General features: G+C 51.3%; 17 protein-coding genes. 13 read left to right on the top strand and 4 right to left on the bottom strand.

Features of this window, described 5'->3' with window-relative positions:
- Nucleotides 1-206: 206 nt before the first annotated feature.
- Nucleotides 207-578 carry a hypothetical protein gene (locus NSS83_RS01245; protein WP_341186130.1) on the bottom strand — a complete coding sequence of 124 codons (372 nt, stop codon included), beginning with the start codon at nucleotides 576-578 and terminating at the stop codon, nucleotides 207-209.
- 303 nt (nucleotides 579-881) lie between these two features.
- On the opposite strand from NSS83_RS01245, the gene NSS83_RS01250 reads away from it, so the two are divergent.
- From NSS83_RS01250 to NSS83_RS01270, 5 genes are read left to right on the top strand one after another with little or no spacing between them, the layout of a single operon-like run.
- Complete coding sequence (locus NSS83_RS01250; protein WP_341186129.1) at nucleotides 882-1,856, top strand: ABC transporter ATP-binding protein; 975 nt, start codon at nucleotides 882-884, stop codon at nucleotides 1,854-1,856.
- On the top strand, nucleotides 1,849-2,595 hold the full coding sequence (locus tag NSS83_RS01255) for an ABC transporter permease (RefSeq protein WP_341186128.1): 747 nt from the start codon (nucleotides 1,849-1,851) through the stop codon (nucleotides 2,593-2,595). Before NSS83_RS01250 ends, NSS83_RS01255 begins: the two co-directional genes overlap by 8 nt.
- Nucleotides 2,595-2,978 carry a GntR family transcriptional regulator gene (locus tag NSS83_RS01260; RefSeq protein ID WP_341186127.1) on the top strand — a complete coding sequence of 128 codons (384 nt, stop codon included), beginning with the start codon at nucleotides 2,595-2,597 and terminating at the stop codon, nucleotides 2,976-2,978. Before NSS83_RS01255 ends, NSS83_RS01260 begins: the two co-directional genes overlap by 1 nt.
- 5 nt (nucleotides 2,979-2,983) lie before the next feature.
- Nucleotides 2,984-3,685 (top strand): ABC transporter ATP-binding protein, encoded by a 702-nt coding sequence (locus tag NSS83_RS01265; RefSeq protein WP_341186126.1) that lies wholly within the window; start codon nucleotides 2,984-2,986, stop codon nucleotides 3,683-3,685.
- Nucleotides 3,679-4,413 (top strand): hypothetical protein, encoded by a 735-nt coding sequence (locus NSS83_RS01270; RefSeq protein ID WP_341347520.1) that lies wholly within the window; start codon nucleotides 3,679-3,681, stop codon nucleotides 4,411-4,413. Before NSS83_RS01265 ends, NSS83_RS01270 begins: the two co-directional genes overlap by 7 nt.
- An 80-nt stretch (nucleotides 4,414-4,493) precedes the next feature.
- Here the strand turns inward: NSS83_RS01270 and NSS83_RS01275 are convergent, their stop codons facing one another.
- A complete protein-coding gene (locus tag NSS83_RS01275; RefSeq protein ID WP_235218399.1) occupies nucleotides 4,494-4,769 on the bottom strand; it encodes a PilZ domain-containing protein in 276 nt (91 codons plus the stop codon).
- Between the two features lie 248 nt (nucleotides 4,770-5,017).
- On the opposite strand from NSS83_RS01275, the gene NSS83_RS01280 reads away from it, so the two are divergent.
- The 8 genes from NSS83_RS01280 to NSS83_RS01315 all read left to right on the top strand — a co-directional run bounded on the left by NSS83_RS01280 (nucleotide 5,018) and on the right by NSS83_RS01315 (nucleotide 10,413).
- On the top strand, nucleotides 5,018-5,623 hold the full coding sequence (locus NSS83_RS01280) for a pentapeptide repeat-containing protein (RefSeq protein ID WP_341186124.1): 606 nt from the start codon (nucleotides 5,018-5,020) through the stop codon (nucleotides 5,621-5,623).
- A gap of 153 nt (nucleotides 5,624-5,776) precedes the next feature.
- Nucleotides 5,777-7,408, top strand: coding sequence for a diguanylate cyclase (locus NSS83_RS01285; RefSeq protein ID WP_341186123.1), 1,632 nt, complete (start codon nucleotides 5,777-5,779; stop codon nucleotides 7,406-7,408).
- 414 nt (nucleotides 7,409-7,822) lie between these two features.
- Complete coding sequence (locus NSS83_RS01290) at nucleotides 7,823-7,903, top strand: YjcZ family sporulation protein (RefSeq protein WP_245368211.1); 81 nt, start codon at nucleotides 7,823-7,825, stop codon at nucleotides 7,901-7,903.
- 164 nt (nucleotides 7,904-8,067) lie between these two features.
- The gene (locus tag NSS83_RS01295) at nucleotides 8,068-8,871 is read left to right on the top strand and encodes a glucosaminidase domain-containing protein (protein WP_341186122.1); all 804 of its coding nucleotides are present in this window, start codon (nucleotides 8,068-8,070) and stop codon (nucleotides 8,869-8,871) included.
- A 5-nt stretch (nucleotides 8,872-8,876) separates the two neighbouring features.
- Nucleotides 8,877-9,158, top strand: coding sequence for a holin (locus NSS83_RS01300; RefSeq protein WP_341186121.1), 282 nt, complete (start codon nucleotides 8,877-8,879; stop codon nucleotides 9,156-9,158).
- A 114-nt stretch (nucleotides 9,159-9,272) separates the two neighbouring features.
- Nucleotides 9,273-9,695 (top strand): hypothetical protein, encoded by a 423-nt coding sequence (locus NSS83_RS01305; protein ID WP_341186120.1) that lies wholly within the window; start codon nucleotides 9,273-9,275, stop codon nucleotides 9,693-9,695.
- A gap of 154 nt (nucleotides 9,696-9,849) precedes the next feature.
- Nucleotides 9,850-9,984: a YjcZ family sporulation protein gene (locus NSS83_RS01310; protein ID WP_209873522.1), complete on the top strand. Its 135-nt coding sequence runs from the start codon at nucleotides 9,850-9,852 to the stop codon at nucleotides 9,982-9,984.
- Nucleotides 9,985-10,161: 177 nt separating this feature from the next.
- Entirely contained in the window at nucleotides 10,162-10,413 is a 252-nt protein-coding gene (locus NSS83_RS01315; RefSeq protein WP_341186119.1) for a YjcQ family protein, read from the top strand.
- Between the two features lie 87 nt (nucleotides 10,414-10,500).
- Here NSS83_RS01315 and NSS83_RS01320 read toward each other — a convergent pair whose 3' ends face one another.
- Both NSS83_RS01320 and NSS83_RS01325 read right to left on the bottom strand, forming a co-directional pair.
- Complete coding sequence (locus NSS83_RS01320; RefSeq protein ID WP_341186118.1) at nucleotides 10,501-11,394, bottom strand: S-layer homology domain-containing protein; 894 nt, start codon at nucleotides 11,392-11,394, stop codon at nucleotides 10,501-10,503.
- A gap of 133 nt (nucleotides 11,395-11,527) precedes the next feature.
- On the bottom strand, nucleotides 11,528-12,103 hold the full coding sequence (locus tag NSS83_RS01325; RefSeq protein WP_341186117.1) for a hypothetical protein: 576 nt from the start codon (nucleotides 12,101-12,103) through the stop codon (nucleotides 11,528-11,530).
- Nucleotides 12,104-12,220 lie beyond the last annotated feature (117 nt).

Consider the following 12,220-nt stretch of genomic DNA (forward strand, 5'->3'; position numbering starts at 1 on the left):
TGGGTTGTTACATCCGCTTATCAGAAAAATAGATACCAGAACGGAAAAGCAAATACTCCGCATGATCTCACCCCCCTATAACTTTAACGAAAAAGAAATCAATTAGTTGTGTGAAAAGTACGTTAATCAAGACAATTAAATGACAAACAGGGCACACTCCGGCTGGGCGATTACCAGAGGGTGCCCTGTTCAGCGTGCGTGTTCTGTTAGATTAAGCGGTAGCCTGCAGGGAGCTCCCCGCTGCTGCGGATACGGCGGATCTGGTCCAGCGTCAGTCTCTGGTTGGTAGAGATGATCGATTCTACGTCATTGCCGGAGATGAAATCATCCAGATCGCGGATGCTGTGGTTGCCGCGGAGCACGCGGAAGCTGCCTCTGAACCGGGTTCTGCTGAACAGGACGAGTGTAGCATTGCTGCTGGTGGAGAAGAAGCGGAGGCTTTCGATGCCATCCAGAATATTGTCCGTATTGCGGATGCCAAGATTGCCTCTGTAGATTCTGCTTCTTCCCCGGAAGTTTTCTTCACTGTACACTGTGAGTCTTGGATAAGTCTGAGAGATATGAACCTCTTTATTCATGTGTATTCCTCCTTGAAGCGGTTTTGGCAAAAGCAGCATGATACTGCCACCTGCAATACTATTCTATGTATGCTGATAGAGACTGGTATGGTTAGAACCCCTGCACGGATAGCCTGTTTACATACAGCTTCAGGAAATTTTTCACAAACCTGCTTTACAAACCGAAATACCTAGTGTACTATTTAACTAACACACCAATACAACGTAGAAAAATACACATGTTTCAGCTCAGTAACACACGTTCCAGCTCAGCAACAACCCGTGGAATACTCCACCTATACCGATCCGCACAAGGAGGCTGTCATGAATTCAACTGCTAATAAGGCTCAGGGGCCGTCTGGCCCGGCACAAGAACCAACCGTACTGGAAATGCAGGGCGTCAGTAAAATGATTAAAGGTAAGGCGATTGTAGATAATCTGAGCTTCAAGATTCAGAAGGGAGAGATTGTCGGTCTGCTGGGACCAAACGGTGCCGGCAAAACAACCACCATCCGGATGATGACCGGACTGATCCGCATGAGCGGAGGGGATGTTCTGATTCATGGACACAGCATCCGGAAGGAATTCAAGCAGGCGATCTCACAGATCGGGGCGATCATTGAGAATCCTGAGTTCTATCCGCATATGACCGGGTACGACAACCTGCTGCAATATTTACGCATGAGTGATGGAGCCGGGGTCTCGCGGATCAAGGAGGTTGTGGAGCTGGTGGGGCTGCAGGAGGCGATGAATAAGAAGGTTCGGGCTTACTCACTCGGGATGCGCCAGCGTCTGGGGATCGCTCAGGCCTTGCTGCACTCACCGAAGCTGCTCATACTGGATGAACCGACCAACGGGCTGGACCCCGCCGGTATCCGTGAGATGCGCGATTATATGCGCAGAATAGCAGAGGTAGAGGGCATTGCCATTCTAATCTCCAGTCATATGCTGGCTGAGATTGAACAGATCTGCCACCGGGCGGTGGTTATTCAGAACGGCAAGCTTGTAACGGTGACACAGCTTACGGAAGCACCGGAGGCGCGGAGTGAGGTAGCGCTTGCGATCCGGGTAGATAAGCTTGAAGCTGCACGGACTGTGGCCGCAGCCTTGCAGGGCGTCAAGGTCACAGGAACGGATGAGGCCCGTTCCGAGCTGCATGTGCAGCTGCCGGATGAAGCCGTACCGGAGCTGGTGGCGGCACTTAGCGAAGCCAAGGTAGGGATTTACCGGATTACTGAGAACAGACAAAGTCTGGAAGAAGATTTCCTGAAATGGACAGGGGGCAACCGCATTGCGTAAATTTAATCTGCTTGTGCTGAATGAATGGCTCAAAATATCGAAGAAACGCAGCAATATCATTCCTTATATCATTCTGCTGGTGCTGTCGCTGGCAGTGGGCTATATCACACGTACATTTGCTACGGATATCTATGCTTCAGCGGCGGACTTTACGGCAGATTCTCTTCAGCCCAGAGGCATCGGTCAGATTCTGGCCATTCTGGTCATCGTCGGAACGGCGGGGATTGTATCCAGAGAATACAGCCAAGGCACGATCAAATTTCTGCTGATCCGTGCCCGCAGCCGCACCGCAATCCTGGCCTCCAAATATCTAACTGTACTGCTGTATACACTTAGCATGCAAGTAGTTGCAGCGGTTGCGCTGTTCCTCACAGGAGCGGTCTTCTTCGGACTCAGCGGAGGGGAAGCGGGAATAGGCGCGATCCTTGCTTCGCTGCTGTATTCAACTGTGTACTGTACCGTCTACGCCACGATTGGCTTCATGCTGGGGATTCTGACAAAGTCGACGGGTGTAACCATTGGGGCGACCATCTTCGCCACCACCATCGACAAGCTGGTCATTTCCCGTGAATTCTACAAATATGTGCTGTTCCCTAATCTTAATCTCGCAGCCTACCAGGATGGCGGTGCGCCGATGCAGGGAATGACACTGACCTTCTCCATTATCCTGCTGTGCATCTACATGACGCTGTTCCTGCTTGCAGGCTTTGCCGTCTTCAGACGCAGGGATGTTGCTTGATGGGAATCGAATTCGATAATAACCAGCCGATTTATCTCCAGATCATGAATTACATCAAAGGAGAGATTATCACCGGCAAGCTGAAGCCTGGAGATAAGATTCCCTCTGTCCGTGAATTGGCCGCTGAACTGCAGATTAACCCGAATACCGTGCAACGAACATTTCAGGAACTGGAGCGTGAGACCATCGTGGAGACCCGCCGCGGCATGGGCAGATATGTGACCGGAAGCGAAGAGACGATTCTGACCGTTAAGAAGGAGATGGCACAGGATGTGCTGGACCGTTTTATCCGCGGAATGCAGGAGCTCGGCTTCCAGGGCGAAGATATTCTAACTGCAGTAGCAGAGAGCATTCATCAGCGGGACCAGGGACAGGGGGAGTAAGAAGAGTGGATGATATACTTGATATTCAGAATGTAAGCAAACAATTCGGTGCCAGACAGGCGTTGAATCAGGTCTCCTTCAAGCTGGGCAGCGGCACCATCACCGGTCTTCTGGGAAGCAACGGCAGCGGCAAAAGCACGCTCATGAAGCTGATCTCAGGACTCGCCTGGCCCGGCTCGGGCCGGATCTCGGTCCTTGGCGTACCCGTGGGCGTAGAGAGTAAGAAGCTCGTCTCCTTCATGCCGGATGTGCCGGTCACAGAGTCATGGATGAATATTGGAGATTCTCTGAGATTCCAGCAGGATTTCTACCCGGATTTCGATCAGGCCAAGGCACTGCGGATGCTGGATTTCATGAAGCTGCGCACAGCGGATAAGGTGCGGACGTTATCCAAAGGGATGAATGAACGCCTGCAGCTGACCTTAGCCCTCTCCCGGCGGGCCCGATTATATCTGCTGGATGAGCCGATAGGAGGCGTTGATCCGGTGGCGCGGACCAAGATTCTGAATGCGCTGATGGAGTTCTATGAGGAGGACAGCAGTATTCTGCTCTCCACCCATCTGGTGACGGATATCGAGCGGATCTTTGATGAGGTGATTTTCCTGAAGGATGGGGAGATTGTGCTGCATCGTCCGGTGGAGGAGCTTAGACAAGAGCACGGGAAGAGCGTAGATGAGCTGTTCAGAGAGGTGTTTGCCGAATGCTGAAGCTATTGAAATATGATCTTAAACGCCGCAAAGAACGCATTCTCGTCTTCATCGTCATTGCGTTGCTCGCTCAGGCCGGGCTGTGGATCTCCAGTGCAAAGATAGACGCGGACTTGGCGTCTCTGAATCTGGCTGTGTACTGTATACTGGCCATCGCAATGATATTTATAACGGTTACCGGATATTTCCGTAATCTTAAATCCTATCAACGGCGGCTTCTGCCGGTTACTGCGCTGCAGACGGTCCTGTCGCCCATGCTGCTGGCGCTGCTGCTGACCGGGGTAGTGATCCTCCTCGGTCTGGCCCATCTGGGGATCTACAAGCTGCTGTACACGATGGATTTCCTGCCTGGAAATCTGCAGACGGTTGGCTTCAGGGCATTGCTTCAGGCGGACTGGTCCACCTTATTTCTAATGGTGATGGTTATGTTCTCCTTTACAGTAGCCTTGAGTCTGCGAATGAAGGGGAGAATCTGGATTGGCATCGTCCTTCTGGTCCTGCTGGAGAACGGATTCGGTTTTCTGGAGAAGTTTTTCTTCCACACCTATTTCATCAGTTTGGAGAATGCCTTTAGCTTCGAGATCTACCCTGGAAGACTCCAGTCCGGCAGTGATTACACTATAAAATATCTTCCAATCAATCAAGGGGCGCTGCTGTTTGAAGTGGCGGCTGTCTGCCTGATGATCTGTGGAATGGTTACACTGGTGAGGAGAAGAATCGAAGTATAAAGGGATGTTCTTATTTCACGCAAGCAAGGCTCCCCATCAGCCTTGCTTGCGTTTGTGTGCATCCATAAGGAGAGGAATGGCTATAAGCCTTGCGCGCTTCTTCCGCTGGTCCAGAGCTCCAGCTCCCGCAGCAGCTGTTCTTCCTCGTCTTCCTGCAGGTCCAGCCTTACCCCGTACTGGTATTGTCCCAAACCAAACATCCAGCCCCAGCGGACACTGCCTTCGTACTGTAGCTTCTCTTCCGCCAGCTGAAAATGAATAATCAGCTTCGTATCCCCTGCGGTGAAGCGGAGGTTCAGCGAGGTGCGGACCTTGCAGCCGGAGCGGCTAAGGTCAAGCAGGATACCTTCAGTCAATTTTCCCGCTCCCGGTCCCGAATTACTGGCTGGAATCTCAAGCCAGCAATCGATGGGCTGGTTCATTACATATCGGAATGGTTCTTTTCTGCTGGAGTCATCCATCATTTACCTCCGCGATTTTATTTGCTATTATATCGAAACGGCTACACTTGGACAATCTCCTAAAGTAGTATATTTAAAGAATAATATAGTATATGTTATACCATATCTTTGGCCCAATACCCAGATCAAGAGGTGCTTAAACCATGTATCAATTTCATAATGAAACGTTTAATGAGCATAATTTCGATTACGCGGCGCTGCAGGATGGAGAAATAAACGGCTGTACCTTTGAGCGCTGCTCCTTCAAGGGAGCTTCGATGGAAGAGATGACCTCCAGCGGCTGCCGGTTTGTCGATTGCGATTTCACCGGTGCCCTGCTGAATGCTTCGCTGCACACGGATGGCGCATTCACCAACTGCAAGTTCACCGGAGCGAATCTGTTCGTGGCGAAGTTCGAGAACTGCAAGATGGTCGGATCGGATTTCGCCAACGCCCATATGGACGGAATCACATTGAGCGGAGGGGACTGGGCCTATACGAATCTGCGCCATCTGAACCTCAGCAGGCAGGATCTGCGTGGCATCCGGTTCACCGAGGCCGATATGCAGGGCTGCGATTTGCAAAAGGCGGATCTGCGCGGAGCGGATTTAAGCCGGGTTCAGCTTGCAAAGTGCAAGCTTGCAGGGGCGGATCTGCGTGACGCCAAGCTGGAAGGGATTGACCTGAAGAGTCTGGATCTCAAAGGGGTGCGTCTGGATGTGGAGCAGGCAGTGCTGCTGGCCCGCTCTATGGGAGCGAAGGTAGGGTAACGGCTCAAGAAAAAACGGCTGTGTGCCGGAAGCTGTATTATATTTCTGCCGGACTCTTCCGATAAAGAAATATCGACCCGTTTCGACATGTTGCCGCAAGATATCTTCAGTGGTCGGAAGCATGAACAAGGTCATCGGAAGAGGAGAGTTTACATGTCATTAAGTCTTCGCACTTTATTTTCAACAGCATTTGCGGTTATTATCATTCTGCTCACGGCTATCCTCAGCTATGTGATCGGCAACCGCTCCACCACTTCTGTGGAAGTCGGTATCGGCAGCTCCCTGGCCGCAGAGGCCAACCAAATGTCCGAGAAGCTGGATCAGTTCATGTGGTCACGTTCCGGTGAAATAGAAGTTTTGAGTAAGCTTAATGCTTTTCAGGAGCCTGTGGAACCGGCAGAAGCTGGCGGATTGCTGAATCAGCTGAAGAAGAGTCTTCCAGTATTCACCTGGGTAGGTTTTCTGGATAAGACAGGGAATGTAGTTGCTTCCACGGATCGGATTCTACAAGGAACGAATATCAGCCAGAGGCCGGTTTTTCAGCAGGCGCTTAAGGGAACCTTCGTCGGGGATGTCCACGATGCAGTGCTGCTCTCTAAGCTGCTGCCTGCCCCGACGGGAGAAGCGCTGCAGTTTGTTGATGTGAGCGTGCCGGTCATGGACAAGCAAGGACAGACAAGCGGTGTGCTGGCGGCACATCTTAGCTGGGAGTGGTCACGCGAGGTCGAGGCCTCCATTGTGAATCCGCTCAAGGAACGGCTTAAGGGTGTGGAGGTGTTCGTGGTCAGCAAGAAGGATGATACCATTCTGCTGGGACCTGAAGCGCTCACCGGTAAAAGAATGACGGATGCGGTTCTGCAGCAGGCCCGCAGCGGCAAGAACTCCTACGTGATTGAACAGGAGCGGGGCCGTGACTCCTATCTAACGGGATACGCTTATGGCGATGGTTACTTGAACTATCCGGGCCTTGGCTGGACGGTCATGATCCGTCAGCCGGCAGACATCGCTTTTGCCTCGGTCCATCAGCTTGAACGCTTCATATTGATCAGCGGTCTGCTGACCGCAGCAGTCTTCGCACTAATCGGCTGGCTGCTGGCCTCGTGGATCAGCCGCCCGCTGAGGGATATCACCCGTACAGCCGACCTGCTCAGCTCCGGCGCCGATGTGGAGATCCCGGCTTCTACCCGGTTCAAGGATGTGGCGATTCTGTCAGCCTCCCTGCGGGGCCTGGTGAACAACCTGACCAAGACAGAGACCAAGCTAAGCTATATGTCGGATATGGCGCTCCATGATAAGCTTACCGGCTTGCCCAACCGCGCAGCGCTGGATGAGTTTCTGGCCCATGCGGTCAGTAAGGCCAAGCAGAAGCGGACGACGCTAAGCTTTTTGTACATGGATCTGGACGGCTTCAAAAAAGTGAACGACAGCTTCGGCCATGCGGTTGGAGATGCCTTGCTGCAGGAGGTTGCCTTCCGGCTGATGGACTGTACGCGGGACAATGAGATCGTTGCCCGGCTGGGCGGGGATGAATTCTTAATTATTCTGAATACCTCGGCGGGCAAACCGATGAAGGAAGCGGAGGTGGTGGCTTCGCGGATTATCAGCAAGATCAACCAGCCGATTCTGATCAAAGGCGAGGAGTTGCGTGTGGGCTGCAGCGTAGGTGCTGCTGTATGGACTCCGGACGGCGGAGATACCGCCCTGACCCTGCGGCTCGCAGACGAAGCGCTGTATATCTCCAAGCGGAGCGGGAAGAACCGGATTACCTTCGAGGCGGCATCTTAGGATCAGGAGTCAGAAGCAGACAGTAACAACAAACAACCTTTTATCAGCAGGACAGGGGTGCTCCTCTTGTGCCGGATAAAAGGTTGTTTGACGTTATCTCACTACATTCAGCGCAATCGCTTACGTGGATTAGACCATCTCTTTATCCACAGAAATCCTTCATCGTCCCGGAAAAACTTAATGCCTATCCAGCTCAGCGGTGTCCAAATTTCCTTGAAATAATATGAAGGCATAGTAAATTAGTCCCTCCGATATAGTTAATTATTACTAGTTTAAGCCAGGGTGGAAGATTTAACAATACTTTTTATTACATATAAATCCCATATTGTGCGTTCGCCCAGTTTTTTTGGGACTACAGGCATATGATGTAGAGGAATCAAAGCTGGGCATGTGCGTAAGAAAGGAGGGCTTCAGATGAGTGGAGGTCTGAGAACGTCAACGGCGACCATACTGGTGTTGTTTATTTTGCTGATTATTATCCTTAGCGTATTTTAGCGGAGGGGCATATAGGGAGTATTGAAACAGCGCCGGGGCATCCGCTCCGGCGCTGTTTCAATACGTATAAGCTGCAGCCTGCTTCCATATACATCATAACAGGGATAAGCACAGGCAGTTTGGCAGGGCGGCGCATTTAATATAGTAGGAAAGGGAGTGATGCAATGGCAAGCTCCGAATTTATCACCCGGATTGCTTCCTTCGCGGTAGCCGATATGCAGCGCAGCCGTATCGCAGCTTCGCTGACGATTGCCCAGGCGGCGCTGGAATCCGGCTGGGGAACGAGCGGCTTGACGCAGAAGGCTAATAACCTGTTTGGTATCAAGGGCAGCGGGCCGGCAGGCAGCCTGGCGTTTCCGACAACGGAATACAGGAACGGCCAAGCTGTACAGGTGACTGCCCAGTTCCGTTCCTATCATAACTGGGGAGAATCTATAGCGGATCATTCTGCATTGATTACCGGGGGAGTCTCCTGGAACCCCAAGCTGTACAGCAAGGCCATTGGAGTGGACGGCAAAACAGCCGCCCGCGAGATTGCTGCTGCAGGCTATGCAACGGACCCGGATTATGCGGCCAAGCTGACTCAGATTATGGATTCATATAACCTGTATCAATATGACGAGCAGAAGGAGGATGAAGAGATGTCGGCTGAAGATAAACAAAAACTTGCGGCGCTGGAAACCGAGCTGCGGGAGCTGAAGGAGCTGCTGGCAGGATTGTCTGTCAGCAGAGATACACTGAAGGCCGGCGTTCAAGAGCAAGGCCAATCTATTAAAGGTGTGGCGGAGCGGCTGGCTGTCATTGAGGGCCGTGCTGTGATGAACGTACCGGCTTGGGCTGAGCCTGCGGTACAGGCAGCGTCAGCTGCCGGTCTGCTGGATACGCCTTCAGGAGGCAGCTATGATTTTTACCGGATGCTGACCGTTTTGCACCGCGCCGGTCTTCTGGTTACCAGCAAGGGGGTGTAGCCGTTATGTACAATGATGCACTTAACAATGTACTAGCCTTTGCATCCGTATTGGCGGTATTCGTCATGGCGCTGGTGCAGCTCGTCAAGAACAGTGTGAATCTTCCACGCAATGTGGTTCCTGCGGTGGGGCTGGTCATCGGCCTGCTGGTAGGAGCGGCTGCGTACCCTTTTACAGACATGAATCTCATTCTTCGTCTATGGGCCGGAGGCTTGGCCGGATTATCGGCAACGGGATTGTTTGAACTGGCCTTCAATAAGCGGAGCGGGACGACCAAAGAGGAGTAGGATAATACCGGCTACTTGAGAGGAAATAAAATAGGGTGCAAGGAATGGTAATTCCATCCAATCGGTTTGGTAGGAACGCTAATATACTAGTTAAGAAGAAAGGAGGTGCTTGATATGGGAACTTATGTTGATGGAAGAACCTCACAGAATGCTAGTACAGCCAACTCTATTGCAATACCGATTACAGTTATTAATACGCCACAGCTCTTCGGTCAAATTGGTCTGATCACTGCTGGGGTAGGCGCGAATCCGCGTGTAATTCTGAAGGGAACAGTTTCCGTTTCGCTGCCTCTTGCACTGGTTGGCATCACTGTAACCATCGTTAGAGGAACACTGGCTACGGACCCTCTTGTGTATTCCGCCACTTCCACTTTCAGCCTTAGTGTTCTGGCTCCGCAGGTTATCACCTTCTCTGCAGACGATTTCCTCCCGACGATTACTCCGCAGTTAACCTATACTGCGTTTATCAGCTCGAATCTTTTGGGTACGGTCCGTGTGGGTCCGGAGAGCTTTGACGGCATTCTGGTGTCTGATTAATCTCTTGGCTGTGGGACATCCTGCTCTGCTCTAACATTCGGGCGGGCAGGATGCCCTTGTACATACGCCCCAAATTATGTCCGTTTCGCCCAATCTGATCAGGCCATTTGCTCATATGCTGTTCTGTAGTCAACATTATGAAGGAGGTAATCTCATGGGTGCAGATTGCGGATACGGTGGCAATGTAGGCGGAGTGAATACTTGTGGAGTAAGTCCTTGGACATCGACAGGCGCGATTCTGGTTCTTTATATCCTGCTCGTTATTATTCTGAGTGCCTGCTTCTACTAGGAGATCCCATCAGTCAGCGCAGTCCCGGTAATCCGGGACTGTGCTTTTTTATAGATGCTGGATGGACAAGACATGCTGCCTGACGGTGAATTTAAATTCGCCTTGCCCTGACAGGATGTGCGATAATAGAAGTCATTGTCTTCAGGGCAATCAGTGCTGGCATGAAAGAGGTGTACGATGGAAGAGAAGGAAAAGATATATGCCATCCTTAAGCGGATCGAAGCAGATCAGCCGGTTAATCGGGAGGTAATGGAACTCGAAGCCGAGGCCTTCGCCGATATTATGGAGGAACTCATCGACAGCCGGATGGTGGAGAATGTTAAGATCTCCAGATCAGGCAGCGGGATGGTGACGGTTAGCACCACTGGAATGAAATTGACCCGGCGTGGCCATGATTTTATTTTATTGAAGGAGTCCGGCCGAATTTGACCGGAAAATAGAGGTCATTACCCGGCACTGAAAGAGGCCGGGTTATTTTTTTACTATCCACCCCGCTTGATGAATCAACGCTTAAGATTACTTATTGCTGTATTTCTGCAGAATCCCTTTCTTCTCAAACAACAGATAGACGCGGTCCAGAATGGTTGCCAGTTCTGCCCGGGTAACAGGGGCGAGCGGTCTGTAGTATCCACGGGAATCGGCTGTAATAATCTTGTGAGAATCCATCGCTGCAATGGCGTACACCGGCAGGAAGGTGAAATCTCCAACTAGCGAGATAGATCCATTCGGGTATGTATAAAAAATCGCAGGGGAGAGCTCATCCCCAGGTATGTATGTATTCCATCTGTTGCCGGCCTTCGCTCTTTCTGTATCCATGTATTGATCCATCGCAGTCTCAGTATTAAATTTTTTCAAGGGAATATCCTTGAATTTACTTAACCGCTGGTATAACTCTTTGTCAGGATCATCGGGATTCGCACCCTTATCGAAATCTTCAGCGAATAATTGGTAGAGCATAGACGTTAGCTTGAGTCGTGTCAGCCGGGCATCAGGCTGGAAGATATATTTGCCTGTTGAAGGGTTTTGGGAAATCCCGCCGCCGCTGACCGCAGAGGAATTGTATAGCTCGGATATTTCCTTGTAGGCCCAATGATTCTTGGGGACATCCTGGTAGCCGGTCACTTTCGGTTCATGGAACTGGGGCGCTACATTGGGGCGGTACTTATCGAACAGCCGGTGCAGCATGACGGTGAACTCGGCTTTGGTAACCGTTGCCTCAGGTTTGAAGGTACCGTCGGAATACCCTTTTAGCACATCGTTATCCGTCATGAAAAGAATGGATTCCATCGCCCAGGCATATTTCTGCTCGTTGACATCGGAGTACAGGCTTTGCGCACTTGCGGAAGAAGTTGAGGCAGAGCCGAGCAGCAGCATGCTGATGACGGGGACAAGGATCGTTTTTTTGAACATGGGACCTCCTGAACAATTGAATTCTTATGATGAATGCGGGAGCTTCTGCTCCCTTACCCTAATGAAAGGTATCACCATCATTCCTGAATTGTCAATCAATACGGGAGGTCCCATGCCGGTAACATAAGAATTTTTACTTGGTTGTAATCTCCGACAACGCCTTGTCCATCTGCGTTTCATTCGATTGCACGGCTTCGCTCTCCACAGCATCAATTCCGCGGAAGACATTCTTAGTGTTCTGATAAAAGTCAAAGGCAAACTTCTTAATAGCCTCACCATCAGAGTGATTGCGCTCAACAACGGTAGCCTTGAACAGGTTCGTCAGCATGTATCCGGCATCCTCGCTATGCGCGAGGTAATTCCCGGCGGTGTACTCCTCCACGATCTGGGATTCAAAATCTTTAAGCTCCACAGCCGACGGAGTATACGATTTTGCCAAAACTTCTGCGGCGTCTGCTTTTTGCGTGGCCTCCGTATCCGTAGCCGCGATTTGCTGGATCGCAGATTCCCAGTTCACTGCCCCCTTCCCGGTGGACGGTTCAGAGACAGGCGCAGGGGTTGATTGGGCTGCTGTCGGCTTCGCTGCCACGGTAGGAGTTGGGGCGGCCTGATTAGCCGGAGTGTTGCAGCCTGCGGTCAGTCCGATGGCACCGCCGAATACGATCGCTAGGGCAAGGGACGACATCTTTTTATACAAGGGCTTCTTCATAGCGGTTCCTCCTGAATCTATCTGATATCCATATACTATATATGTAACCTTGTCCGGACGGATTGAATTTATTCGCTAACGTGGCTGATAGATATGAATATTTTGTGAGTCTATAGA

Source organism: Paenibacillus sp. FSL H3-0469, assembly GCF_038051945.1.
Taxonomy (GTDB): Bacteria; Bacillota; Bacilli; order Paenibacillales; family Paenibacillaceae; genus Paenibacillus_AQ.

Excerpts from the sequence above, each read along its gene's own strand:
- NSS83_RS01320 (WP_341186118.1), bottom strand. The coding sequence starts at position 11,394 with ATGTTCAAAAAAACGATCCTTGTCCCCGTCATCAGCATGCTGCTGCTC.
- NSS83_RS01300 (WP_341186121.1), top strand. The coding sequence starts at position 8,877 with ATGTACAATGATGCACTTAACAATGTACTAGCCTTTGCATCCGTATTG.
- NSS83_RS01250 (WP_341186129.1), top strand. The coding sequence starts at position 882 with ATGAATTCAACTGCTAATAAGGCTCAGGGGCCGTCTGGCCCGGCACAA.
- NSS83_RS01290 (WP_245368211.1), top strand. The coding sequence starts at position 7,823 with ATGAGTGGAGGTCTGAGAACGTCAACGGCGACCATACTGGTGTTGTTT.
- NSS83_RS01245 (WP_341186130.1), bottom strand. The coding sequence starts at position 578 with ATGAATAAAGAGGTTCATATCTCTCAGACTTATCCAAGACTCACAGTG.
- NSS83_RS01295 (WP_341186122.1), top strand. The coding sequence starts at position 8,068 with ATGGCAAGCTCCGAATTTATCACCCGGATTGCTTCCTTCGCGGTAGCC.
- NSS83_RS01315 (WP_341186119.1), top strand. The coding sequence starts at position 10,162 with ATGGAAGAGAAGGAAAAGATATATGCCATCCTTAAGCGGATCGAAGCA.
- NSS83_RS01285 (WP_341186123.1), top strand. The coding sequence starts at position 5,777 with ATGTCATTAAGTCTTCGCACTTTATTTTCAACAGCATTTGCGGTTATT.
- NSS83_RS01270 (WP_341347520.1), top strand. The coding sequence starts at position 3,679 with ATGCTGAAGCTATTGAAATATGATCTTAAACGCCGCAAAGAACGCATT.
- NSS83_RS01280 (WP_341186124.1), top strand. The coding sequence starts at position 5,018 with ATGTATCAATTTCATAATGAAACGTTTAATGAGCATAATTTCGATTAC.
- NSS83_RS01325 (WP_341186117.1), bottom strand. The coding sequence starts at position 12,103 with ATGAAGAAGCCCTTGTATAAAAAGATGTCGTCCCTTGCCCTAGCGATC.
- NSS83_RS01305 (WP_341186120.1), top strand. The coding sequence starts at position 9,273 with ATGGGAACTTATGTTGATGGAAGAACCTCACAGAATGCTAGTACAGCC.
- NSS83_RS01260 (WP_341186127.1), top strand. The coding sequence starts at position 2,595 with ATGGGAATCGAATTCGATAATAACCAGCCGATTTATCTCCAGATCATG.
- NSS83_RS01310 (WP_209873522.1), top strand. The coding sequence starts at position 9,850 with ATGGGTGCAGATTGCGGATACGGTGGCAATGTAGGCGGAGTGAATACT.